This window comes from Anaerococcus nagyae, assembly GCF_040364225.1.
GTDB lineage: Bacteria > Bacillota > Clostridia > Tissierellales > Peptoniphilaceae > Anaerococcus > Anaerococcus nagyae.
In genome coordinates, this window is sequence record NZ_AP031484.1 from 1,609,903 (window position 1) to 1,635,461 (window position 25,559).

19 protein-coding genes and 1 pseudogene are annotated in these 25,559 nt (G+C 31.4%); 6 read left to right on the forward strand and 14 right to left on the reverse strand.

The features are described 5' to 3' along the window. From ABXG81_RS07845 to ABXG81_RS07880, 8 genes are all read right to left on the reverse strand, one after another. Entirely contained in the window at window positions 1-384 is a 384-nt protein-coding gene (locus tag ABXG81_RS07845) for a pyridoxamine 5'-phosphate oxidase family protein (RefSeq protein ID WP_117520086.1), read from the reverse strand. Window positions 385-393: 9 nt separating this feature from the next. Beyond that, a complete protein-coding gene (locus tag ABXG81_RS07850; RefSeq protein WP_353528732.1) occupies window positions 394-4,671 on the reverse strand; it encodes an acyl-CoA dehydratase activase-related protein in 4,278 nt (1,425 codons plus the stop codon). A gap of 293 nt (window positions 4,672-4,964) precedes the next feature. Continuing rightward, window positions 4,965-5,579 carry an isochorismatase family protein gene (locus tag ABXG81_RS07855; RefSeq protein ID WP_117520090.1) on the reverse strand — a complete coding sequence of 205 codons (615 nt, stop codon included), beginning with the start codon at window positions 5,577-5,579 and terminating at the stop codon, window positions 4,965-4,967. Continuing rightward, window positions 5,564-6,493, reverse strand: a complete 930-nt coding sequence (locus tag ABXG81_RS07860) for a TIGR01212 family radical SAM protein (RefSeq protein ID WP_353528733.1) — start codon at window positions 6,491-6,493, stop codon at window positions 5,564-5,566. The genes ABXG81_RS07855 and ABXG81_RS07860 overlap by 16 nt, the downstream gene beginning before the upstream one ends. Window positions 6,494-6,502: 9 nt before the next feature. After that, window positions 6,503-6,991 carry a GDSL-type esterase/lipase family protein gene (locus ABXG81_RS07865; RefSeq protein ID WP_117520094.1) on the reverse strand — a complete coding sequence of 163 codons (489 nt, stop codon included), beginning with the start codon at window positions 6,989-6,991 and terminating at the stop codon, window positions 6,503-6,505. Next, the gene (locus ABXG81_RS07870; protein WP_353528734.1) at window positions 6,988-8,982 is read right to left on the reverse strand and encodes an alpha-amylase family glycosyl hydrolase; all 1,995 of its coding nucleotides are present in this window, start codon (window positions 8,980-8,982) and stop codon (window positions 6,988-6,990) included. Before ABXG81_RS07870 ends, ABXG81_RS07865 begins: the two co-directional genes overlap by 4 nt. A 14-nt stretch (window positions 8,983-8,996) precedes the next feature. Further along, the gene (fusA, locus tag ABXG81_RS07875; protein WP_117520098.1) at window positions 8,997-11,051 is read right to left on the reverse strand and encodes an elongation factor G; all 2,055 of its coding nucleotides are present in this window, start codon (window positions 11,049-11,051) and stop codon (window positions 8,997-8,999) included. A gap of 599 nt (window positions 11,052-11,650) precedes the next feature. Next, window positions 11,651-12,586, reverse strand: a complete 936-nt coding sequence (locus tag ABXG81_RS07880; RefSeq protein WP_353528735.1) for a hypothetical protein — start codon at window positions 12,584-12,586, stop codon at window positions 11,651-11,653. Window positions 12,587-12,884: 298 nt separating this feature from the next. On the opposite strand from ABXG81_RS07880, the gene ABXG81_RS07885 reads away from it, so the two are divergent. After that, a complete protein-coding gene (locus ABXG81_RS07885) occupies window positions 12,885-13,079 on the forward strand; it encodes a transposase (RefSeq protein WP_353529251.1) in 195 nt (64 codons plus the stop codon). A gap of 58 nt (window positions 13,080-13,137) precedes the next feature. On the opposite strand, the gene ABXG81_RS07890 is transcribed toward ABXG81_RS07885, so the two are convergent. The 6 genes from ABXG81_RS07890 to ABXG81_RS07915 form a co-directional block, all read right to left on the reverse strand. Continuing rightward, window positions 13,138-13,635 carry a hypothetical protein gene (locus ABXG81_RS07890; RefSeq protein ID WP_353528736.1) on the reverse strand — a complete coding sequence of 166 codons (498 nt, stop codon included), beginning with the start codon at window positions 13,633-13,635 and terminating at the stop codon, window positions 13,138-13,140. A gap of 524 nt (window positions 13,636-14,159) precedes the next feature. Further along, entirely contained in the window at window positions 14,160-14,516 is a 357-nt protein-coding gene (locus ABXG81_RS07895; protein WP_353528737.1) for a DUF956 family protein, read from the reverse strand. A 4-nt stretch (window positions 14,517-14,520) separates the two neighbouring features. Beyond that, complete coding sequence (locus ABXG81_RS07900; RefSeq protein ID WP_353528738.1) at window positions 14,521-15,579, reverse strand: PTS system mannose/fructose/sorbose family transporter subunit IID; 1,059 nt, start codon at window positions 15,577-15,579, stop codon at window positions 14,521-14,523. Window positions 15,580-15,589: 10 nt separating this feature from the next. Then, the gene (locus tag ABXG81_RS07905; protein WP_353528739.1) at window positions 15,590-16,405 is read right to left on the reverse strand and encodes a PTS mannose/fructose/sorbose transporter subunit IIC; all 816 of its coding nucleotides are present in this window, start codon (window positions 16,403-16,405) and stop codon (window positions 15,590-15,592) included. 9 nt (window positions 16,406-16,414) lie between these two features. Next, complete coding sequence (locus ABXG81_RS07910) at window positions 16,415-17,431, reverse strand: PTS sugar transporter subunit IIB (RefSeq protein ID WP_353528740.1); 1,017 nt, start codon at window positions 17,429-17,431, stop codon at window positions 16,415-16,417. 68 nt (window positions 17,432-17,499) lie between these two features. Further along, window positions 17,500-18,492 carry a Gfo/Idh/MocA family oxidoreductase gene (locus ABXG81_RS07915; protein WP_353528741.1) on the reverse strand — a complete coding sequence of 331 codons (993 nt, stop codon included), beginning with the start codon at window positions 18,490-18,492 and terminating at the stop codon, window positions 17,500-17,502. A gap of 96 nt (window positions 18,493-18,588) precedes the next feature. Between ABXG81_RS07915 and ABXG81_RS07920 the strand changes: the two genes are divergently transcribed. The 5 genes and pseudogenes from ABXG81_RS07920 to ABXG81_RS07940 all read left to right on the forward strand — a co-directional run bounded on the left by ABXG81_RS07920 (window position 18,589) and on the right by ABXG81_RS07940 (window position 25,515). After that, window positions 18,589-21,438, forward strand: a complete 2,850-nt coding sequence (locus ABXG81_RS07920) for an insulinase family protein (protein WP_353528742.1) — start codon at window positions 18,589-18,591, stop codon at window positions 21,436-21,438. Window positions 21,439-21,512: 74 nt separating this feature from the next. Further along, window positions 21,513-22,622 (forward strand): 5-bromo-4-chloroindolyl phosphate hydrolysis family protein, encoded by a 1,110-nt coding sequence (locus ABXG81_RS07925; RefSeq protein ID WP_353528743.1) that lies wholly within the window; start codon window positions 21,513-21,515, stop codon window positions 22,620-22,622. After that, a pseudogene (locus tag ABXG81_RS07930) lies at window positions 22,619-23,739 on the forward strand (toxic anion resistance protein). The gene ABXG81_RS07925 and the pseudogene ABXG81_RS07930 overlap by 4 nt, the downstream one beginning before the upstream one ends. An 8-nt stretch (window positions 23,740-23,747) precedes the next feature. Further along, window positions 23,748-24,008, forward strand: a complete 261-nt coding sequence (locus tag ABXG81_RS07935) for a kinase to dihydroxyacetone kinase (protein ID WP_209813309.1) — start codon at window positions 23,748-23,750, stop codon at window positions 24,006-24,008. 100 nt (window positions 24,009-24,108) lie between these two features. Beyond that, the gene (locus ABXG81_RS07940; RefSeq protein WP_353528744.1) at window positions 24,109-25,515 is read left to right on the forward strand and encodes a hypothetical protein; all 1,407 of its coding nucleotides are present in this window, start codon (window positions 24,109-24,111) and stop codon (window positions 25,513-25,515) included. Window positions 25,516-25,559 lie beyond the last annotated feature (44 nt).

Below are 25,559 nucleotides of genomic sequence, written 5' to 3' on the forward strand. Positions count from 1 at the left end.
TTATAATAGTTGCTTATCTTCTTTTACTGTCACTACTAATGCTCTATTAGCAAATGAATATTTATCATGTACTTGATTGAAATAATCTCCTTCATTTAAAAACTCAGCTGATCCAATTATTCTAAATCCTGTGCCTTGATATCCATTAAATCCTTCGACTTCTCTAGCTGCCATGGTTAAGATCACATTGTCATTTTCTTTTACATCATTTTCTGTACTTGTCATACCTGCTGCCGGTATAAGTATTTTTTCTATATTATTTTCTTTCACCACTTGTAGATAGCTATTCCATGTACAAGTTACATGAGCTCCTTTTTTTGTCCATGAAGTTATTGATACACTTCCTTCATGATCTATGACATCATAAAATTTTTCACTTAACATTGTTTTCTCCTATTTATTCACTTCTTGTAATTCTTTTTGTTTTAGATTATCTCTTGCTTGACTCATCATTAGTTTTACACGGTTGATTTGGTTTACTTCACTAGCACCTGGGTCATAGTCTATTGCTACAATATTGGCCTGTGGATAATCTTCTCTGATTTTTTTCATAACTCCCTTACCTGTGATATGGTTAGGTAGACAACCAAATGGTTGTATACATACTATGTTTGGTGCATCGGCGTGGATTAGCTCCACCATTTCACCTGCAAGTAGCCATCCCTCACCCGCTTGGTTACCTAAGCTTGTAACTGTATCAGCATATTCTACTATCTGATCGATATATTCTGGCTCATTAAATCTTTTGGATGCTCTAAGAGCTTTTCTAACTGGTTTTCTATATTGTTCTACTATATTTATACCTAATCTACCAAACCTTGCACTCATCTTACTTTTGCCGTATAAATCTGCTTTAAGTTCTGAGTTTTTCATACAATACATAAAGAAGTCTGTAAGATCTGGTAAGATTACCTCTGCTCCTTCTGCTTCTAAGACTTTTTGTAGGTTGTTATTAGCTTCTGGCAAGAATTTTACTAGTATTTCCCCTACTATACCTGCCTTTGGCAGTTTAATATCTTTTACTGGAATATTATCAAAATTATCAACTATTTCTTTTACACACTTTTTATATTCCCTATCACTCATAGTAGGAGCTTCTACCTGTAGTCTTTCTATCCAAGCTTCTTTTAAGCTATCTGTAGCACCCTTCTCTACTTCATAAGGTCTTGTTGCATTGGCAACTCTATTGATTAGATCTCCAAATATTATCGCTCTAAATCCTCTTTTTAGGAAAGGTATAGTTGATGGCTTCTTAAGGTCAAAACCTGCATTTGTCTCTATTCCTTGAGCAGATAAGGCTATTACTGGGATATTTGGATAACCCGCATCACGTAGTCCCTTTCTAATGTATCCTACATAATTACTTGCTCGACATGCCCCACCTGTCTGAGTCATTACTATAGCTAGTTTATTTGTATCATATCTACCAGAATTAACAGCCTCCATGAACTGACCTACTACTGTTATTGATGGATAACATGAATCATTGTTTACGTATTTTAGACCTTGGTCTAAGACCTTATCATTTACCGAATCCAAAAATTCTATATTCATTCCATAATGGTGAAATACAGGAGCAAGTATTCTAAAGTGTTCTCTAGCCATTTGTGGTGCAAGTATTGTATAACCTTCATCAACCATTTGTTTTGTAAATTCTGGTGTAGAATAATCAAGTCGATCTAGGTCTTCTTTAAATACAATACCTTCCATTTTCTTTTGATTAAGAGCTTGGAGGAGTGATCTAATTCTAATTTTAATAGCACCAAGGTTTGAGACTTCGTCTATTTTAAGAAGTGTATAGATTTTACCATGAGCTTCCAATAAATCTTGTACTTGGTCTGTTGTTACTGCATCTAGTCCGCAACCAAAAGAATTTAGTTGGATTAGTTGTAGATTTGGGTTATCTGCTACATATTCTGCTGCACGGTAAAGTCTAGCATGATAAGACCATTGGTCAAGTACTCGTACCTTGGTGTCTACATCCTCTATATTATATGCAACTGCATCTTCAGATATAACTGGAATTTTCATTCCTTCAATCAACTCTGGTATACCATGATTTACTTCTGGATCAATATGATATGGGCGACCTGCTAAAACTATCGCATTAAGATTGTTGGCATTTACATAATCTATAATCTCCTTACCACGGATCTTTATTTGGTCGTGATAGTCTTGAAGCTCTTTCCAGGCAGCTGTAGCCGCATTTTTTATTTCTTTTTTACTAAGGACAATGCCATTATAAGTGTATCCATCAAATTCTTCTACTAATCTATCAGCAATTATCTTTTCACTTTCTAGTGATAGATAAGGATTCATGAAGTTTTTGCCTTCTAGGTTTTCTACGTTATTTTTAATAACATCAGGATAACCACTTACTACTGGACAGTTCATGTGGTTTTGCGCTTTATCAAATTGTTTATATTCGTAGAAAATTGCAGGATAAAATATCAAATCTAAGTCATCCCTTGCTGCTAGATCTTCTATATGACCATGAGCAAGTTTTGCTGGATAACAAGCAGTTTCTGATGAAATAGAGCTGATACCTTTTTCATACATTTTCCTATCAGACTTGCCAGATAGAACAACATCGAAACCTAGTGATGTAAAAAATTTATGCCAGAATGGATAGTCTTCGTACATATTTAATACTCTAGGAAGACCTACCCTACCCATACGAGCATTATCACCTAAAGTTTTTCTATTAAAGAGCAAATTATTTTTAAACTTATACATGTTTAAATCTGCTGCTGTTTCTTCTTTTTTGACTCCTGCGCCTCTTTCACATCTATTGCCTGTTACATAGCGAGTTCCATCTGGGAATACATTTATGATAAGAGCACAATTATTGGTGCAAAGACCACATCTTGCACTTTTTTGGCTATAAGTAAAGGACTCTAACTCATCTACACCCGCTAGTGTTGATTGACCAGTAGACTTATCACGAGAAATAAGAGCCATACCCATAGCTCCCATAAGTCCTGCTATTTCTGGTCTAGTTGTCTTTCTTCCAGTGATATTTTCAAAAGATCTAAGGATAGCGTCTCCATAAAATGTACCACCTTGAACAACTATATTCTCGCCAAGAGATTTTGGATCACGGACCTTAATTACCTTTTGGATAGCATTTTTGATTACAGAATAACAGAGTCCTGCCGCTATATCTCCTACTTCAGAGCCCTCTTTTTGGGCTTGCTTTACCTTTGAATTCATAAATACTGTGCAACGACTACCAAGATCAGCTGGCTCTTTTGCAAATAGAGCTTTTTTCTGAAAGTCCTCCACACTCATACCTACACTTGCTGCAAATGTTGATAAGAAAGACCCACAGCCTGAAGAGCAAGCTTCATTTAGCTGGATAGAATCTATAATACCATCTCTAATATGCATAGCTTTCATATCTTGGCCGCCTATATCTAGGATAAAGTCAACATCAGGATTAAAGAACTTAGCTGCTGAATAATGAGCTATAGTTTCTACTTCTCCATTATCTATATGTAGAGCATTTTTAATAAAATCCTCTCCATAACCACAAATACCAGATGAAGCTATATAAGCCTTAGGATTTTTCTTAGCATAGGCGTCTTTTAGCATATTTATGACTACTTCAAGTGGTCGACCTAAATTCATCCTATAATCATCGTGTAATATATGACCCTCATCTGTTATCAAAACCATTTTACTAGTTGTAGATCCTGCATCAATCCCTATATAGATCGGGCCTTCATAGTCTTTGATATCTTCATAAACTATTTGTTCTGTCTTATGATCTGCTACAAACTTTTTGTATTCTTCTTTTGAAGTAAAAAGTGGATCAAGCTTTTTTGTCATCTCCATATCTTCTGGAGCTTCTTTTTCAAGTTCTTTTATTAAGTCCTTATAAGGAACATAGTCTTCGTTTTCAGCAGAAAGGATAGCTGCACCCTTTGCTACATAAAGCTGAGCATCTTCTGGTGTAGTAAATGTATTTTCATCCTCTCCAAGAGTTTCTATAAACCTATCTCTTAAAGCTGGCAAAAAATGAAGTGGACCACCTAAAAATGTTACATTACCACGAATTGGTCTACCACAAGCAAGATTTGATATAGTTTGGTTAACTACAGATTGAAAAACAGAGATTGCTATATCTTCCCTGCTCGCACCTTGATTCATCAATGCTTGTATATCAGTCTTTGCAAAAACTCCACATCTACTTGCTATAGGATAAATTTTCTTGTAATTTTTAGATAGATCGTTAAGTCCAGATGCATCAGTATCTAGCAGAGCCGCCATTTGATCTATAAAGGCTCCTGTACCACCAGCACAGATTGAGTTCATCCTCTGTTCAACAGAACCTGATAGGTAGATGATCTTAGAATCCTCTCCACCTAGCTCTATAACAACATCTGTTTCCGGAATAAATTTTCTAATAGCTGCGGTTTCAGCTATAACCTCTTGTACGAAATTGATTCCCATATATTTTTCAAGGAACATACCCCCAGAACCAGTTACATTTATAGTTATATTATCATCCTTAAACTCATCATAAGCTTCGTTTAAGACAGCTTTTACCGTTTCTTTGACATCTGATTTATGTCTTCTATATACTTGATAAAGGGTGTTGAAATTCTCATCTGTAATAACAATTTTTACAGTAGTAGAACCAACATCAAGTCCCATATGCAAATTCATATTAAGCGCCTTCCTTATTTTAATCTATAGTGAAATTTATCTATAAAATAATTTTATTTATTGTATAAGTAACAATACTATTTTACCACTTTAGAAAATTTAATCACAAGCAAAAAACTAGGAATTAGACAAAAAATAAATCACATTAAAAATAACAAATCAAAGAATTTAAAAGACTTTTAAAAAGATAAAAAATACAAGAATTACAAAAACTACCTAATTCATTTTAATAATTCTTAGATAAAAATGCAAACGATAGAAAAAATCAAACTCAAGCAAAGAGCTAAGAGAAATTAATCTCTAGCTCTTATTTCTTTTACAAGATTTGATATAACTTTGAAATGTGCATCTTTTGAATCTCTCGCTATATCAAATAATAACATTTCTGTATTTACTACCATAGCTCCCATATCTCTCATGTTTATTAGAGCTGTATTCTTTAGTTCTTCTGAATAAGATGAAACTGCATCTTCTGCCAAAAATACGTTAAGTCCTAAATCTCTTAGAGTTCTAACTGTTTGGTAAACACAAATATGACCTTCTGCACCTGTCAAAACTACATTTGTAATCTTGTTTTCTCTTATATATTCTATAACTTCAGGAATAGCTGCATCAAAGATTGATTTAGCAAAAATATTATTTTCTTCTATTTCTGCTAGTAATCTATCATCTGATCTACCAAGCCCTTTTGGATATTGTTCCGTTGCAAGAATTGGCATACCATATTCTTTGAATGCATTTATTAGTACTAGAGTATTTAAAATAGTTTGTTCCCCATTTTCCATAGTATTCATTAATTTTGGTTGTTCATCTATTACTAAAAGTAATGTATTTTCTTTACTTGAATAGATATCTTTTTCTTTATCATAAGAATTCACATAGTATTTTGCATCTAAATTTCTTTCCATAAGTCCCCCTGTTTATAATCTTTTTCTTTCATTATTTTATCAATAGTTGATAAAACAGCCCCCTTGTTCTTTGACCAAGTAGGATAAGCGATATTTGCTCTTATTCCATCTCCCGTTAGTCTATTAATTACTATACCAGGATTTAAGTTTCTAAGCATCCTTACTACTATATTTACATAGTCCTCCTTAGTCATTGTATAGGATATATTGTTTTTTTCATAATAATATTTAAGATAGGTGTTATTTTCTATATAAAGGTTGTGGATTTTAATCCCCCAAAATCCTTTATCATTTATATAACTTATATCCCTTATATAATCATCTATACTTTCATTCACCAGCCCAACTATAACATGAGCTATAGTCGCTATTCCTAGATAATGTAATTTGTTAAGACCTAAGTTAAAACTTTCATGATCATAGCCTCTATTTATAAATTTGATAGTGTTATCATTTACTGTTTGCATACCAAGTTCTACCGTCAAATCAGTCATAGAATTAAGTTCATTTAATAAGTCTAATACCTCATCAGGCAAGCAATCAGCTCTAGTTGCTATTGAAAGCCCTACTATATCTTCATCTTCCAGTGCAGAATAGAACATCTCACTCATTTTACCTACATCTCCATAAGTATTGGTAAAGCTTTGAAAGTAAGCTATATAGCCTTCATCCTTACCCTGCTTTGATAAATTAGATTTTTGATAGGCAATCTGAGCTTTTATATCTCCTGCTGATTTATATGTCCATTCTCCAGCGCCCTCATCTGAACAATATATGCATCCTCGCTTTGATAAAGTTCCATCTCTATTAGGACAAGTAAAGCCCCCATCTAAAGGGAGCTTTATAATTTTTTTATTATATTTTCTTTTATAATAGCTATCAAGATCATTGTAACGTTTTTTATTAATCTGCATACTTTTATTTTACTTTAAAAATTTCGATATCTCATCTGCTAACCTTTTATGAAAGTCTCCTCTCATATGAAGGCCATCTATAAAATATGAAGGCTCGATTTTTCTAGCATCTACTACATCACATTCTAGGGAGTTTATCAAATCTCCCAGAGCATTGATAGCATTATTATTTAGTTCATATCTTGGGTAGGCCTCTTCTAACTCCATTAGTGGTGGTATAATCACAATATTTTTATCAGATAAAGATTTATCCAAAATTTTCTCTATATTTTCAAAACTATCATCAGGACTTATTTGATCATAGGTGTCGTTAGAACCGCCAAAAATTATCAGAACATCTGATTTTTCTGGTATAAATCTTTCAAGCATTTGATAAGTCCTATTACCATTTATACCAAGATTTATAACTTTATGACCCATGTCTTCTAAATAATCTGCATAGCTTTTGTCAACCAAAAATCCTTCAGTAAATGAGTCTCCCAAACAGATTATCTTCATTTGTTATATTTCTCCAAAGCTAAAGCTGTTCTTGATGGTATATATATTTTTATGCCATCATAATCCGTTCCAGCAAGTCTTTCTGTGTTATAAACATATGAGTGGCTAATCCTACCTGCTCCTCCAAATTTCTCTTCATCTGTATCCATGACAACTCTAAATTGTCCAACATCATGAATTGGTACCGCAAAAGATTCATAAGAATCTGTCGGATGAAAGTTAAATATATAGACTATATCCTTATTTCTAAAAGCTATTATCTTTCTGTCATTATCTATCCACAATCTAAATATAGTATTACCTAATTGATTATATTTTTCACTATGCTTTAGCATAGCTTTATCAAAATCTGCTAGATAATGATATTTCAAGTTTTCATTGTCTGCTAAAGACCATTGTCGTCTAGCATAATGAAAAGAATAATCATTGCCCTCTCTAGGGAAGTCTATCCATTCTGGATGACCAAACTCATTACCCATGAAGTTAAGATATCCATCACTTCCCATAGATATAGTTATCCACCTAATCATCTTGTGAAGTGCAAGGGCTCTATCTATGATGTAGTTCTCACTATCTTTAGTCATAGAATCATACATCTCTTTGTCTGCCAATCGAAAGATTGTAGTCTTTGATCCAACTAAGGCTTGATCATGGCTTTCTACATAGCCTATGCGCTTTTCTTCCGGTCTATGAGTAGATAGTTCATACCACATATTTGATAAATCCCAGTCTTCATCTCTTTTTAGGAGGGTACGCTCCCAAAAATCTGGCATACCCATAGCTAAGCGATAATCAAAACCTACTCCACCCTTGGATATAGGTAAGCACATACCAGGCATTCCTGACATATCCTCTGCTATTGTTATAACATCTGGTTTAACCTCTCGTGCTAATTCATTAGCTAATTGTAAATAATTTATAGCTTCTATATCTGTGTTCATAGAAAAATATTTTTTGTAATTATTAAAGGCATCTCCACGACCATGGTTTTTATAAATCATTGATGTTACACCATCAAATCTAAAACCATCAAAGTGGAATTCTTCTAACCAATATTTTACATTAGATAATAAAAAGTGAAGTACACCTGGCTTAGCATAGTCAAAAAGCTTGCTATCCCAGTCAGGATGATTACCTTCTTGCCCAGTATGGAAAAATTGATAATCCGTGCCATCAAATTCATTGATCCCCTCCACAGTATTTTTTACTGCATGAGAATGAACCAAATCCATTATTACATTAAGTCCCATTTCGTGGGCTGTGTTAATTAATGATTTTAAATCATTTATTTCTCCATACCAAGAACTAGGTGCATAGAAGTTGCTTACTTGATAACCAAAGGAACCATAATATGGATGCTCAGCTATAGCCATAAGTTGAACTGTATTGTAACCTGCTTTTTTTATCCTAGGGAGTATATCTACTTCAAATTCCTTATAAGTAGAAACCTTACCCTCTTCTCCTGCCATACCTATGTGAGATTCATAGATTAAAAGATCATCGTGATTTACCTTAAATTCCTCATCAGTCCATTTGAATTTAGACCTAGGATTTTGCATAATAGCAGCAAAGTCTCCATCATCATTCCTCTCTACACGAGTAGCATATAGAGGAATCCTATCACTTATAGAGCCATTAGTATCTACCAAAACTTTAATCCTTGAACCATGGGGAATTGTCTTGATGCCTTTTATAAATATCTCCCAGTCTTCTTCATTTATTTTTGTAAGTGGGTGGGCATGCCTATCCCAATCATTAAAGTCTCCTATTAGATAAAGACCATCGGCATGAGGAGCCCATTCTCTATAAATCCATCCATTTTTTACCTTGTGGAAGCCATAATAATGGTGAGCATTGGCAAAGTCTGTAAGTTTTTCTCCATCACTTATTAGTCTACTTTTCTGCTTTTCATATTCATTCATTCTAAGATTGATGTCATCTTCATAGTCCTTTATCCAAGGATCTATGTCTAAAATTTCCCGCTTTGCCATATATTCCTCCTATATTATGATCTATCTTCTATAACCTTTTGAGTAATTTCTTTTGGCACTTCTTCATATCTTTCAAATTCCATGGAGAATGAACCGCGCGCTGAGGTTTGGCTTCTTAAATCTATTGCATAAGTTAGCACTTCTGATAGCGGAGCTTCTGCTAGTATTATTTGACTACCATCTGCTTGTGGCTCTATACCTAAGATTCTACCACGTCTTTTGTTCATATCTCCCATTACATCACCCATGTTTTCTTCCGGAACCTTTATTTCAAGTTTCATAACCGGTTCTAAAAGTATAGGGTCTGCTTCTTCTATACCCTTTTTGAAGGCAAGTCTAGCAGCTGTTTTGAAAGCTTGTTCATTACTATCTACTGGGTGATAGGATCCATCATAAAGAGTTGCATGGATTCCAGTAACCTTAAATCCACCAAGAGGTCCTTCAACTAATGATTCTTCTAAACCTTTTTCTACAGCCGGAAAATAATTTTTAGGAACTGCTCCACCAAAAACTTCTTCATCAAATAAAAATTCTTCATCAGTTGATTCAAATCTAATAAATACATCACCATATTGACCTGCTCCACCAGATTGCTTTTTATGCTTACCTTGTACGTCTGATTTTCCCTTTATAGTTTCCCTATATGGAATCTTGTACTCAACAACCTCTGTATTTACACTGTAGTTATCACGAAGTTTATCCAATATTACTTCCAGTTGAACATTTCCAAGTCCAGATAATATTTGTTGGTGGGTTTCTATATTTCTTTCATCTTTAAGGGTTGGATCTTCTTCTATAAGTCTTGATAAGGCTTCAGAGATCTTATCTTCATCATTTTTACTTATAGGGTTTATAGCATAAAATAAAACTGGTTTTGGATATTTGATAGGCTTATATTCTATTGGCTTATCTTTACTTGCAAGAGTATCCCCAGTTGATAAGATATCTAATTTAGAGAAAGCTCCAATATCGCCTGCTACAAGCTTGTCAGTTTTGATTTGCTCTTTACCCCTTAGGAAAAATAGATTGCTAGCTTTAAGTTCTTCATCTTTATTCACATCAAAGATCTTATCATCCTTATTAATTGTTCCAGATAATACCTTAAAGATCGAAATCTTACCTAAAAATGGATCAGCTAAAGTCTTAAATACTACCGCAGAGAACGGTCCATCTTCTCTTGGAGTAAAAGCTTCATATCCATCTTTAACTCTAAATCCGATATTAGCAGCTTCATCATCTATAGAAGGCATATATCTTGTTATGACTTCTAAGAGTTGTGTCAAGCCTATTTCTTTTTCACTAGAACCTGCTATTAGTGGAACTACTGTTCCTTCAAGTATAGCTTGGCTAAGTCCTTTTATAAATTCACTTTCAGAAAATTCTTCTCCTTCAAAGAATTTTTCCATCAAAGAATCATCTGTTTCAGCAACAGCTTCTATGATTTCTTCATAAACCGCATCAACCTCTGCAAGTCTTATTTCAGGTATTTCTACTTCTTTTTTTACACCATTTTCGTAAGTGTAAGCTTTTTTATCTAAAACATCTATAATACCCTCAAACTTATCTCCCTCACCAAGCATAAGGGTAAGTGGTATAACTTTTTTGCCAAATTCTATATGTAGATCTGATACGATCTTGTTGAAGTTTGCATTTTCCTTATCTAACTTATTTACAAATATTATAGATGGCAGATTGATTTCTTGTGTATATTTCCAGTATTTTTCAGTTCCAACTTCTATACCATTTTCTCCATCTATAACAAAAAGTGCTGCCTCACTAGCCCTTAGAGCTTGTAAAACTTCACCTTCAAAGTCAAAAAATCCAGGTGAATCTATAAAGTTAATCTTATAATCTTCGAATTCTATAGGAATAATTGATGTTTGAATGGAAATATGTCTCTTTTTTTCTTGATTTTCATAATCTGAAACTGTAGATCCATCTTCAACACGACCTTTTTTATCTATTGCTCCTGTTTTATATAAAAGAGCTTCTATTAAAGATGTCTTTCCACTGCCAGAGTGGCCAACTAAACTTAAGTTTCTAATCTTGTCAGTAGTATAATTTTTCATATTTCCTCCTTATGAAAACATTTGTATTTATAAAAATAAAAATATCCTCAATTATATTTATATATTATATTATAAGATAATTTTATAAATTAATCTAGTATATCGAAAATGTTTTCATAAACAATTGCCTTTCTATAAATAAAAAGGCAATCGCAAAACTATTAATAATTGTCATATCATCCTTAGAAACTTATCCTAATGATTTTGGGACGATTTTTCATTCTGCAACAGTCCTTACATATTAGTTTATCTAAATCCATGATATTTCTTACTGTCCCAAAGCATCGCTCTATTGCTTCTTTTCTTTGTTTGTATTCTACTTTTTTCTATACTCCTCTAATATGTCTAAGTGGATTTACCATATATATCTTATTATTGTTTTCTGATTCTTTTTGTTATGATTAAGCTCACTTACTCTTAGACAATTTTGAATTAAACTAGATTTTCTTTTGTCTATCCTCATCAGTTTTATTTAATATAATACACCTTTTTCTATAATATATTTATATTGAAATCAAACCGTTTAAAGACAAAAAGTAGATAAGATTATGCTTTCTTACCTACTTTATCGACATTCTGAAACGAATATATACTAGTTTTTATCTACCATTTGCTTTTAAAATAGCTTCGGCTTTATCTATAAGTTTGTTTTGTTCTTCTATCAATTGATTAAGTTCATCGCCATGCTTTTTGGAAAAGTTAGGCATTTTGTTCATTAATATTTTTGCACCTTCTATAGTTTCTTTTGCATCTTCGATTGCTTTTTCTAATTCATCTAAAGATTCTTTTGAAGATTTCTTGAAGTTTGGATTACCAAAACTCATTGTGTAATTGCCAACGTAATCAACTTTTTCAACTTTATCTAGAAAAAAGAAAGGATCTTTGTCGTCAAAAGCAATTACTGCTGCACTTTTACCAGTCTTAGGATTTTCAACCTGACCATAACCTACACCTATACGCGGTGGACTGTATATTAGCATATTATAAACAGATTCATTTCCGTCATATGCACCGTTTTCATCAATTAATCTCTGATAGCCATTTTCACCTTTTTTATCCTTATTATACAAAATAGTATCAAATAACTTTTCCAGAGATATTTCTTCACCATAGTCATAGCAAACCCAATCATGTTTGCCTAATCTTAAATCTTTATAAGCAATTGTCTCATAAGAAGAATCATCTGGTCTTAATTGACTATCTCCTGTTAAAGTCAATTCATAAGCTCTTTGTAAAGCTAGATGCTCAAGTTCCAAGCTATATTCATATTTATTTACGTAATCTTCTTTACTGGGATTTCCTTTCGGATAATAATAATTAGCTACATCTCTAATTGTAGCTGTTCTTCCATCCTTTGCTCCCTCTAGAGTCACATTATCATCCCAAGCTTTAGATCTAATAGCTTTAAGCTGATCCAAAGCTTGCTGTCTAGTAGCATCACTTTGATTTAATTTAACAACACTTTCTTGATAAGGAGCATTTGATTGTGTAATTTCTAAGTTAGCTATTGGAGCATTTTTTTCTTCAGATGCCAAACTTACGTTATTATTAACTATAACATTTGCTCCTTAAAGAGAAAATGAAATTGCTAAGGTTGCTGCGGCTAATTTTTTGTAATTTTTCATATTCCTCTCCTATTTAATATTTTAATCATTAATATATTACCCAATTTGCTTATAATATATCGTTTTATAATTAATATTTTTATCTGATAGTTTGTAAAATTAAATGCAACAGATTATGTAAATAAAAAAGATGCAATTTTTAACTGACTGCCAAAAATTAGACATAAAATTAACTTAAGAAGATCAATTCTTTAATGTCAAAATAAGCATAGAATTTAAAATGAAATTTGTAAAAATATATTTAGAAAGCAGTATAGACTTTGAAAAATTAGCAGAAAAATATAATATTTCTCACCTCGAAATAAGAAGATGGGTTAACTCTTATCAAATACAAGGGTATGAAGGATTAAAAGTAGATAGAAAAAATACCAGAGCTAGTCTTAATTCTAACTCTGGTGTCTGATATAGTTTTATATTATCAGCATAATTATCACATCTTCATTTATTTGTCCTATGCAGTTTTATTTATTTTTTAATTGTATTTTATAGCTTATAAAAATAATTAAAATTAATATCACAGTCATATAAACAATGCTTGATATCGTATCTTTATTTTGCCTTTGGCTTATTTTTATTTTAGCACTATTTTGGGTATTATTAATATTAACTAAATTATGGTATTTAATATTACTTGCTAGTGTATTAATATCATCCTCATCTGAAACAAACTTATCATCAAGATGATATAGATTAAAAAGTAAAGACTTACTATAAATAAATATGTATTCTTTACTATCATTTATCCTATAAGCATAGACTATATTATAGTTAGCCTGCTTTTTATCATCTAATTTATAATTATTTAAGTTTTCTTTTTCTAGTATTTCTATATTTTTAGCTTCAATATCATCATAATTTATAGTAAAAATTTTATTACCATTAAGAGTAAATAAAAATATTAATAATATGATAAGAAGATATAATATTGTTTTTTTATTTGAACGTGTATGCATAATCATTTACGTAATTCCTTCCAAATACGGAGCTTATTACCATACTAGCCAACCTTGATGTTTTAGAGTCCCTTCCAGTTACACCATCATAGTAAGTATTACCTTTATACTTACTTCTACTATCATTTACAGCAACTTTTTTAATATAACATCCTAAAACTGAAAAATCTAATTAATTTATAAATAAATCAACTTCAATAATACTTAGTGATAAGTTGTGAAAACGTTCTTACTTTTAAGTCAAACTTAAGCCAATAAAATTATACACCTATTTATATTTTATTGTCAATATAACTAATATTAGCTAACAAATAAATAAAAAATGATATAATAGTTAAAAATGCTAACTAATAGAAATTAGCTAGTTTAATATTTTCAATTAGTATTTAGTATTAATATAAAGATTTAAGAAAAAAGATGATGCACATAATAGTTTTAACTATTCTATACATCATCTTTCTTTACATTCTTTCAAACAAAAATCTGCTATTTTTTAATATATATAATTTATGTGGGTCCATATTAATATCTTATTTATTAAAAGCTTTTTTTATATAATCCTTAATTGTAAGGGATCTTCTAAGCTTATCACTGGCTATATATTTATTGATAGTTCTAAGAGTAAGCTTATTATCTTTAGTTGAAAAGATAAAGTCGCCGTTCTTTTTTGTATGGACAGCAAATCTAGGAATTCTCTTTTTAAATACAACTTCTGCTGTAATTAAATCTACTTCTTGCCAAGGAATTTGTATATAGTCATTAGGGTTTCTTTCATTATAATATTCAAAAGCCTTATCCCCTACTATCACATTGCCTTGGCTAGTAAAGCCTTGTAAATGACTAGCTTGGATGGTTAAATCTACTATTTTATTCTGTGATTGTACCATGATCCTACATTATATTAAAGTATCTAGCTACAATTCCTATAATAAATAGGGCTATGATTATAGTTATTGGAGATACATCTTTTTTAAGAAGCTTAGATATACCTAAGGTTAATAGTAATGGAACTAATCCTGGTATTAATAAGTCTATGTTATCTTGTAATGTAGTAACTTTTACTGGATCTAGTGAACTTGGTCCATAAGTAGTATATGCCTTAAGAGCCTCTCTAATACCTTCAGCACCTGCTGGTAGATTTGCCCAGTCTATATATAAGTCGCTGTCTTGAGTAACTCTTGTAATTGGAACTGTAAAGTCAATATTTACCCAACGTTGTACTAATGCTCCTATGACAAACATACCTATTATAGAAGCCATTAATGTAACTCTACCTAAAAGACCTCCTGATAAATCCTTGCTGATCTCCTTACCTGCTTTATAGCCAAATTCTTGAGTCTTCCAAAGGAATATATATCTTATTAGATTCCAAAAAACAAAGAATATAATAGGTCCTAATATACTTCCACCAAGGGCAAGAGAAGCTCCTAAAGCTCCTAAAATCGGCCTAATAGTAAACCAAAAGACTGGATCTCCTACACCTGCTAGAGGACCCATCATACCTACTTTTACACCATTTATAGCTGCATCATCTATTGGTGTTCCATTCGCTCTTTCTTCTTCCATAGCTAGGGTTACACCTAAAACTGGTGCTGATACATAAGGGTGAGTATTATAGAACTCTAAGTGACGTTTTAAGGCTTTAACTTGACTGTCTTTGTCTTTGTATAAGGTTTTGATAGCTGGAATCATAGAATAAGCCCAACCACCATTTTGCATCCTTTCAAAGTTCCAAGTACCTTGTAAAAATTGATGTCTATTGCAAATATTTTTTCTAGTTTTTTTATCCAAAACTATTCTATCTTTGTCTTCTATAACTCTATTTTCACTAGATTCTTCTACTATTTGATCTTTTTCTTCTTTATTATCTATAGCAGAAGTATCATTTACTTTTTTATCAGTATTAGTTTCAAATACTTCTACATCTTTTTTATTTTTATCTTCACTCATTTAGCTCTCCTTAATAATCATTTATTACATCACCTAAAGGATCACCAGATCCATGAGATGAGCTACTGCTACTTTGAGCTAATCCTTTAAGTTTCATATATATAAGTCCAAGTGCTAGCCCTATTACTCCTAATCCTATAAGAGTAATTTGAGGGATAGCTGCAAGTACAAAACCTAAGGCAAAAAATGGCCATGTTTCTTTTGTACTCATCATATTAAGTACCATTGCATAACCTACTGCTGCAACCATACCACCACCTACTTGCATACCCTCTTTTAGCCAAGCTGGCATAGCATTTAAAGCATTTGTTACAGCTGAGGCTGGGATAAAGCAAAGGATGAGGGCAGGTATAGCGATTCTAAGACCTTGCATAGCTACACCTGACCAGTGGATTCTTTCAATTTTCTTAAAGTCTGCTGTTTCTGCTGCGCTATCCATTCCATGAACCATTGGTATAGCAAAAGTTCTTGCAAGCATCGTTAAGAATAGACCTGCAACTGAAAGTGGTATAGCTAAAGTTATCGAAGTTGAAACCACCTGATCTACATTACTAGCACCACCATTTAAGGCTAGAGCCATTATTATAGCTGAAGCTGTAGATGCAAGTGCCGCATCTGGAGCTATAGCCGCTCCTACATTTGACCAACCTAGTGCATAAAGTTGTAGTTGACCTCCAAGTATAATACCTGCTTTAAGATGCCCTGTTACAAGTCCTATTAGGGTACAAGCAACAAGTGGTTGATGAAATTGGAACTGGTCTAATATCCCTTCACAACCTGCTAAAAAGGCAACTACGAATATTAAAATAATATTAATAGCATTCATTCATCTCTCCTATATATTTAATTCTTTTTTTGCTTTTTTAAGCATATTATCTAAATTTTCCGGCTTATCAGCTGGAACTTTACGAACATCAAAGTTTACGCCGTACTCTTTGATCTTTTCTATTGTTTCTACATCATCCTTATCCATAGCAACAGAAGTTGAAAGATTTACTTTTCCTTCTGAATAAGACATGGAACCAAGGTTTACTGTATCAATTTCGCCCCCAAGTTCTAATAACTGCAACACATCTTGAGGTTTCTCAAATAATAACAAAGCTCTTGTAGCCCCAAATCTAGGATCTTCTAAGATTTCTTTCATCTTCCAAATTGGTACTACGTGTGCCTTTACCCCTGGTGGCTCAGCTTGCATAATCATATTCTTTCGCAAATCATCTTGGCTAACTGCATCAGATACAACTATAATTCGATCAGGTTTTGTTGATTTTGTCCAGCTAGTTGCTACTTGACCGTGCAAAAGTCTTGTGTCAATACGAGCTAGAACTATATTTATCTTTCCATCTCCTATAATAGTTCCTTCTGGAATAGAGCCATTTTTAGTAGCCTCTTCTATTTCCTTATCTGCTTGATCTTTCTTAGAATCTCCACTATCTTTAGAATCACTTACTTCGTTTAGCTCTTCTGGGTTAATCTTAACCCCTTCTCTAGCAGAAGCTATAATTGCTTTTGCAATATCATGAGAAGATTCACTAGTAAATCTCTCTGATAAGGCTTCTATAACCATAGGTAGATTCATCCCAGCTACTATTGCCCACTTATCTTCATGGCCTTCTAGTAAATTGGATGTTTGATTAAAGGGAGTACCTCCCCACAAATCTACTAAGAATAAAATTTGATCACAGTCTACTTTTTCTATAGCAGATTCTAGATCATTTCTTAAGTCATCTGGTCCCATGGAAGGTAAAAGTATAGCTGATTCAAATTGTTCTTGCTCACCAAAAATCATTTGAGCAGATTCTTTTATACCTTCAGCAAAGTGGCCATGACTTGCAAGTATTATTCCTACCATCTTTTCTCCTTTCATATATAATTTATATAAATACAAATAATTATTTATGCTTATATTATAACAGATTATTAGTCAACTTTATCAGCAGGATAAAAAATATTTGCATCAAAGCGAGCACGTGTTAAAACTTCCATATAATTTTGAGTAAGATTTAATAGATCCTCTATTTTTTTCCTATCATTATTTCTTAATATTCTTTCAATTTCTACAAATTCATAGTATAATCTTGACTTATTTTCTAAATTATAATTAAAATATTCTTTACTACTTCCATTAGTTCTACTAATATTAAATTCTCTAAAGCTATTTAAGGCATCAGGAATTTCAATTGTGGCATCCGTTCCTTGAATAGTATTTACAAGAGGTGCGGCAGAATCTTTTGACCCTATAGAAGATACTTTAAAGTCACCGTAATCTAAGATGACAACCCCAGAAGTATCTATATCATTTTCAATATTTGCAAAATACATTACATCTTTTGGCAAACCAAAAGCATCAACAGCAAAGGCTACATTATATAAATTTAAGTCGATTAAAGCTCCTCCAGAATTTTCTAGACTAAAGACCGGCTCTATAATACCTTCCTTGAATTTATCGTATCTTGATGAATATTGAGAATAGTTAAGAGAAACAATTTTTATATCTCCCAATTCTCCTATAAGTTTTTTAATTTCAATAGAATTTGGTATAAATCTATGGCTCATTGCTTCTACTATCATAAGATCATTTGCTTTTGCTTTTTTGATTATTTTTTCTGTTTCATAAGCATTTGATGTAAATGGCTTTTCACAAATAATATTCTTTTTATAATCGATGGTCTTATCCATTGCTTCAAAATGCAAATTATTTGGTAAGGCTATATAAACAGTATCAATTTCTGGATTTTCTAATAAACTTTCTATACTTGTATAATAATTTTTTATAGAAAAATCTTTAGCAAGTTTTTGTAGCTTTTCTTCATTTCTTGCTGCTATTGCATATACATCAATATTTTCTATTTGATCTAATACAGGTAAAACTTCCTTTACAATTTTACCAGAGCCTAAAATTCCTAATTTCATAAATTCTCCTTACTTTAACTAGTTTTTTACAAACTTATCCTTATATAAGTTAATATAATACATCTTGTAGTATAGTTAAACAAATGGAGGAGAAATATGACTTACACTTTAAAAGAAAAACAAACTTATAAAAAGATGGGGGTTACCGTCTTTTTATATGAACATAATAAAACAAAAGCTCAAGTAGCTTATGTAAAAAATGATGATCACAACAAAACTTTTGGAATAGGCTTTAAGACGCCTCCTACTAATTCCAAAGGTATGGCTCATATAATGGAGCATTCTGTTCTAAATGGATCCAAAAAATATAGGACTCGTGAGCCTTTTATGGATATGGCTAGCTCATCATTGCAGACTTTCCTAAATGCTATGACTTATCCAGATAAAACCGTCTACCCTGTTTCTAGCGAAAATGACAAGGACTTTTTCAATTTAACTGATGTTTATCTGGATGCTGTATTTAATCCACAAGTTATTAATAAAAAAGAAATACTAGACCAAGAAGGCTGGCATTATGTCATGGAAGATGGAAAAATAACTGGTATTTCTGGAGTTGTCTATAACGAAATGAAGGGAGCTTTAACAGATCCTGATGAGCTGGTTTATGATGACTTTATATCTTACTTATACAAAAATAGTCCTTACCAATATGAATCTGGCGGGGATCCAGCTGAAATTTATAAACTAAGCTTTGATGAATTTAAGGAATTTTATAAGAACCATTATCATCCATCCAATGCTTATATCTATTTTTATGGTGACTTAGATATAGACTTTTATCTAGACCATCTAGATAAGGAATATTTATCAAATTATGAATATAAAAATCTTGATTTTAATATAGAAGTCCCTAGTAATCAATATGATAAAATAATCGAATCAACCTATCCAGCTAGCAGGCTAGATGAAAGTAGTGATTATTTAGTCTATGGATTTTTGACTAAGGAAAATACAGATACAAAATATTATCTAACACTTTTGATACTTCTTAGCGCACTTTTTCATATGGATTCTTCAAAAATCCGTAATCAAATATACGAACAAATTGATCCAGAAGATTTTACAGCTCGTGTTGGCTATGGTGTACGTAGTTCTATAATTCTTCAAGCTCAAAAAACAGATGCATCAAAACTAGATAGATTTATCCAAATAATCGAAAATGGACTAAAAGAAGCTAGCAAAGGAATGAATAAAGAAAGTCTAAAGTCAGCCTTTTCAATATTTGAATACGGCCAAAGGGAACAACTAATCTCTGTAATGCGAGGACTCACCTATTTTCTTATGTGGTCTTTTGAAAAGCCAGTATTCGAAAGCTTTAAAATAGTTGATTACCTAGATGAATTACGTGACTTGATAGATACTGACTATTATGAAAACTTTATAAGAGATAATTTTATAGACAATCCTACAAAATTAATCTACATTGCTAAGCCAAGTACTAAGTATACAGAAGAAAAACAAGTTGAATTAAAATCATATATAGAAAATTTAAATTCTACTATGACTAAAGAAAAACTCGAACTCATAAGAACAGACTTGGAAAGATTAGATATCCATCAAAATAAAAAAGACAATGAAGAAGAAAAAGCTACAATTCCTGTTTTAAATATAAAAGATGTGGAAACTCATGTAGAAAAGACTCCTAGAGAAATTGTCGATGACAAATTTAAGTATGTTTACCATAATATAGATACAGCAGGACTAATATATACTTCGCTCTACTTTGATGTTGATCATCTAAGCCTTGATGAATTAAGATATCTATCACTAATAAACGACTTCATGGGTTCTGTAGATACTAACAATTTGCCATACACACAAATAGATGATATCTTATTTCAAAATTTATCAAGCCCTAACTTTTCAAATGCTTTCATAAGTATTAATGATAAAGACTCAGCAAGGCTAGAAAAAGTTTCATTTACTTCAACTATAGAAACTATAGAAAAATCTATAGATCTTATAGCTGATTTTATGTTTAATTCAAAGTTTGACAACAAGAAAAGGATCATAGAACTTTTAAGAATGAGAAAGTCATACTTTGAATCCACTATGTATGATAACGGTCATATCCTAGCGATTAATAGGGCAAATAGCCATATAGATGAGAATATTATGCTAAAAGATGAATTAAGTGGCATTGGCTCTTATTTATTTACTAAAGAAGTTATAAATCAAGCACAAGAAGACTTTGATGGATTTATAAATAAGTTAAATGATATATACAAAAAAATATTTACATCAAATCTTGAAGTAAATATAACTGGTTCTAGAGAAAATTTTTTAAAAGTAAAAAAGCTCTTAAATAACAAATTCAACTCTTTAGATAAAAAAGAAAATAAAGTTAAGTTAGATTTTATTCCAAAATCTTATAAAGAAGCTATAATTAGTGGAGCTAATGTAAACTATGTAGCAAAAAGTGCAAATATAAAAGAACTAAAATCAAAATTTAATGGTAAGATAATGTTAGCAACAACAATACTATCAAATCCTTATCTCTATGAATTAATAAGAGCTAAGGGTGGTGCTTATGGTGCAGGTCTTACAATAAGTAAAAACGGACTATTATCAGCTTATTCATATAGAGACCCAAATATCCTAAAAACTATAGAAAATTTTGATAAGATAAGTGATTTAACTAAAAATATTGATATAAGCAAAAGGGATTTTGAAAATCAAAAAATATCCTCTATGGGATCAATATTACGTCCAAAATCTCCATCCACCCTCGCTGATGAAGATTATGTAAGATATAAAAAAGAAAATCCTATTGATCCCGAAAAACTTTTATCTGAAATCAAGACAAGTACTCTTGATGAAATTAAGGCTTATAATGATTTATTTAAAAAATCAATGCAAGAAGAAAATATATGTGTCTTCGGTAATAGAGAAAATATAACAGATATAAAGAATGAATTTGATAAAATAATAGATTTAAATGATTAATTAATGAATATCAATTGTATATTTAAATATTTTAAAGTTTAGGGTATGATGTTTATAAGATATAAGGAGCTTTTATGAGTGAAAATAAAAATAAATTTAAATTTGATGATTTTAACTTAAATGATATAAATTTTAGCGAAATTGGTAATTCTATTAAAAAATCTGTAAACTCTACCCTGAAAAAATTTACAGAAGCAACAGAGACTGAAAACCTACCACAAACTAGAAATAAGGAAGTATGTGCCCAAAAACCACCTGAAATAAGCAAAGCTCATACTTTTCAGGCTCTTACTATACTATCAGCAATTGGACTAACTATAGTATTTTTTTACTTTTTATTTAGTTTTTTTAGCTTTAAAGGTTTTGGAAACTTCTTTGGATCAATATTTACTTTACTGTTGACGATTGCTATTCCTTACGTTTTTTGGAAAGCTAGCAAAGAATATCTAAGACTATCTAATAACTATATAAGATTTCTTAGAGAACTAGGCAATAATACAGTTATATCAATAAGAGACTTGGCTAGCTCCGTTACCCAAAGTGAAGAAAAGACTGTTTCGGACCTTACAAAAATGATGAAACGAGGCTATTTCTACCAAGCACGTATAGTAGAAGATGATTCACTATTTATACTAGATATTCCAACTTTCCGCCTATATAAGGAAAAGAAAAAGGAAATTCCACAAACTAGCAGAAATGAGGATAACATAGAAAATAACGAAGAATTGGTAGAAGATCTAAGCTATGAGAAAGCAAGTGAAATACTTAAAAAGGGTAATGATATATTAGCAAGAATTAACAAGACAAAGGCTAATATAAAAAGTGAAGACTTTAAGTCAAATGTAGAAAAGGTGAGCCACAATTCTACTGATATTCTAAGAATTGTAGAAAATCATCCAGAAAAGTCCTACGCCCTTAATAAATTTTCAGACTATTACTTACCTACCGTGGAAAAACTTACAGACACTTACTATGAATTTGAACTTATGCGTACAGATGATAGCAGAATAAAAAAATCAATGCATGATATAAATGAATCTATAATAACAATTACAGAAGCCTTTGATAAAATAAAAGTAGAACTTTTAGGTGATAGAGCGATGGACATTAAAACTGATATAGATACCATCAACCTACTTTTAAATCAAGAAGGCTACACAGAAGATGATTGGAGCAAGGAATGAGTGATATTGAATTAACCTTAGACGGTGCAGAAGAAAAAAAGACAATAAGCTAGAAAGCATAACCAACCAAGGACCTGATCTTGTAGAAAATAATATCAAATTTTCACCAGAAGAAGAAAAGATGATAGATGATTTTTCTAAAAAAATTAGCCTAGAAGATACCAACATAATACTTCAATACGGATCCGGAGCGCAAAAAAAGATTTCAAACTTTTCAGAAAAAACTTTAGATACGGTAAGGAACAAAGACCTTGGCGAAATAGGTGGTTTACTTGATTCTGTTGTAATGGATATAAAATCTATGGAACGCGAAGAACCATCAGGCCCTTTAGGATTTCTAAAAAAACAAGCAAATAAAATAGACGATATGAAAGTACGCTATCAATCAGCTGAAAAAAATATAGACGATGTAGCAAAAGCTCTAGAAAATCATCAAATCACTTTGATGAAGGATATTTCTATGCTTGATCAAATGTATGATTTAAATGAAGAATACTACAAAGAAATCACCATGTATATAGAGGCTGGCAATAGAAAGCTTAAAGAAACTTATTCCAATGAAATCCCAGCCCTAGAATCTAAGGCTAAAGAAAGCAACTTACCACTTGATGCTCAAAAAGTAAATGACATAAAATCTCAAGCAAATCGCTTTGAGAAAAAACTTCATGACCTAGATTTAACACGTATGGTTTCCATACAAATGGCTCCACAAATCAGAATGGTACAATCTTCAAACTCTATAATGGCAGAAAAAATTCAAACAACAATAGTAAATACCATTCCCCTATGGAAAAACCAGATGGTACTAGCTTTAGGTATGAATCATACTAACCAAGCTATAGCTACCCAACAAAGAGTAACAGACCTTACCAATGATTTACTTCGTAAAAATGCAGATACTCTAAAACAAAATACTATAGAAACTGCTAAAGCTACAGAGCGTGGTATAATTGACCTAGATACTATTAAACATACCAACGATCAACTTATTTCTACAATAGAAGAAGTTAGAAATATACAAATCGAGGGTAAAAAGAATAGGTCACTAGCTCAAGCAGAAATCGCAAGGCTAGAAGATGAACTAAAAAGTAACTTAACAAAAGGAAATACAAATTAGGAGAAACAATGGTAGATATAGGAGATTATAAATTTGATACTCAAATGCTAATAGCAGGAGAGGATTTAGATGAAGATGAGATCTTTGATCATATAACAGAAAATTTTGAAGGAGATAGCCTACTTGCTGTAGGTGATGAAGAACTAATCAAAATTCACTTTCATACAAACAAACCTTGGGAAGTCTTAGAATATGCTGCAAGTCTTGGAGAAATACATGATATAGTTGTAGAAAATATGCTAAGACAGGCCGAAGGATTAAAAGGCTAATAACTTATAAGACTAGAACTTCGGTTCTAGTTTTTTATTGAAATATTCGTATTTTTTAATATAATAATAGTTAAAGAATATATAAAAGAAAGAGTATATTATGAAAATAAAAAATTATATAGGAGCCTTTGCTTTAGGATGTGCTTTAGTATTTCCTTTAACAAACCTACCTGCCCAAGCAAGTGAACTCACTATAAATACCAATGAAAATATAATAGAGAAACAAAATACTAATATTAAAAATCTTCCAAACTACGATCTAGCTTCTAAAAGAGAAATTGAATCCTACAAGAAAATTGATATTTCTGATAATAAAGAAAATATATTTGGCAAAGAATTCCAAACTCGTCTAGATTTAGCTAGAGAAATCAAACTTTTAGAAAAATGTGATTATAAAGATAAAGAAATTTTAAAAGAATCTTATGATATCCTAAATTCTAGTAATTTAGAAAAAATCTCAGGACAAACACAAGCTTTACAAATATTAATTGATCAAATCCAAAAACAAAATCCAGAAAAAACTATATCTATTGATGATCAAGAAGAAAAAGCTATCCAGGAAAGTGTAAGAGGATATCTAAGTGATGGTATACTCGTAGGCTTAGATATCGAAAATAAGGATAATTTGAATACTTTTATAGAAGCTATTAAAAATTCAAAATCTTATTATGAAGCTAATGATAAACTAAAAGAAAAATATGATGAAGTACTCAAATCTGCTAGTGAAAATAAAGATTATAAAGAAGCTAATGAACTAATAGTTGATTTTATTAAAGATCCAAATAAAGAAGAATATAGATTAGAAGGTAGTAAGGCTTCCGATAATGAAAATATAAACTTTCAATCTTCAAATAATGAAAATGCCGAAGACAGCTTAACAATAGATGAAACTACCTTTGAGAATCCAAGTCAAAATACCTCCAATGAAACTACTACAAGTAGTCAATCAGCTTTTTTAAAGAATGAAAAGACTAAATCTAAGTATAGCGAATTATCAGATTCTCAAAAACGTGAACTAGATGCTATAGATACTAATAAAGACGGTAAAATTTCTAAAGAAGAATTAGATAATTCAGCAAATTATTCTTCAAGTCTCGGAGAGGACTCATGGATATACCCTTTTACCGAAGAAGCCTTATCCAAAGATACTAGTAGCAATTCATCTACTAATGATTCAGATCATAAAAGCTCAGAAAAAAACACAAGTACAAATGATAACAAAGATACTTCCAGCAAAGCAATGCCTCAGACAGTTACCATTGATGAGGAAAAAGTGAAGTCACCGGAATTAAAGTCTGATGATGACAATAAATCTACTTATAATAAAAACGATGAAAATAAAAATTTCAACGAAGCTCAGGCAAGTCAAGAAGCAGTAAAGAAAAATACCTCAGCTGCAAGCATAGTAAAAACAGGAATCAAAGGCATTAAAATAATATTAGTAGTATTAATTGTAGCAATTATAGCTTATTACTTTATGGCCAAGGATAAGAATAAAAGAAAATAATATATAAAAGGGACTGTTGCAAAACTACGAATAATTATCGCTCA

What these genes read in the sequence shown, in the direction of transcription:
- ABXG81_RS07845 (WP_117520086.1), bottom strand. Translation starts at nt 384, where the DNA reads ATGTTAAGTGAAAAATTTTATGATGTCATAGATCATGAAGGAAGTGTA.
- ABXG81_RS07850 (WP_353528732.1), bottom strand. Translation starts at nt 4,671, where the DNA reads ATGAATTTGCATATGGGACTTGATGTTGGTTCTACTACTGTAAAAATT.
- ABXG81_RS07855 (WP_117520090.1), bottom strand. Translation starts at nt 5,579, where the DNA reads ATGGAAAGAAATTTAGATGCAAAATACTATGTGAATTCTTATGATAAA.
- ABXG81_RS07860 (WP_353528733.1), bottom strand. Translation starts at nt 6,493, where the DNA reads ATGCAGATTAATAAAAAACGTTACAATGATCTTGATAGCTATTATAAA.
- ABXG81_RS07865 (WP_117520094.1), bottom strand. Translation starts at nt 6,991, where the DNA reads ATGAAGATAATCTGTTTGGGAGACTCATTTACTGAAGGATTTTTGGTT.
- ABXG81_RS07870 (WP_353528734.1), bottom strand. Translation starts at nt 8,982, where the DNA reads ATGGCAAAGCGGGAAATTTTAGACATAGATCCTTGGATAAAGGACTAT.
- fusA (WP_117520098.1), bottom strand. Translation starts at nt 11,051, where the DNA reads ATGAAAAATTATACTACTGACAAGATTAGAAACTTAAGTTTAGTTGGC.
- ABXG81_RS07890 (WP_353528736.1), bottom strand. Translation starts at nt 13,635, where the DNA reads ATGATTATGCATACACGTTCAAATAAAAAAACAATATTATATCTTCTT.
- ABXG81_RS07895 (WP_353528737.1), bottom strand. Translation starts at nt 14,516, where the DNA reads ATGGTACAATCACAGAATAAAATAGTAGATTTAACCATCCAAGCTAGT.
- ABXG81_RS07900 (WP_353528738.1), bottom strand. Translation starts at nt 15,579, where the DNA reads ATGAGTGAAGATAAAAATAAAAAAGATGTAGAAGTATTTGAAACTAAT.
- ABXG81_RS07905 (WP_353528739.1), bottom strand. Translation starts at nt 16,405, where the DNA reads ATGAATGCTATTAATATTATTTTAATATTCGTAGTTGCCTTTTTAGCA.
- ABXG81_RS07910 (WP_353528740.1), bottom strand. Translation starts at nt 17,431, where the DNA reads ATGGTAGGAATAATACTTGCAAGTCATGGCCACTTTGCTGAAGGTATA.
- ABXG81_RS07915 (WP_353528741.1), bottom strand. Translation starts at nt 18,492, where the DNA reads ATGAAATTAGGAATTTTAGGCTCTGGTAAAATTGTAAAGGAAGTTTTA.
- ABXG81_RS07920 (WP_353528742.1), top strand. Translation starts at nt 18,589, where the DNA reads ATGACTTACACTTTAAAAGAAAAACAAACTTATAAAAAGATGGGGGTT.
- ABXG81_RS07925 (WP_353528743.1), top strand. Translation starts at nt 21,513, where the DNA reads ATGAGTGAAAATAAAAATAAATTTAAATTTGATGATTTTAACTTAAAT.
- ABXG81_RS07935 (WP_209813309.1), top strand. Translation starts at nt 23,748, where the DNA reads ATGGTAGATATAGGAGATTATAAATTTGATACTCAAATGCTAATAGCA.
- ABXG81_RS07940 (WP_353528744.1), top strand. Translation starts at nt 24,109, where the DNA reads ATGAAAATAAAAAATTATATAGGAGCCTTTGCTTTAGGATGTGCTTTA.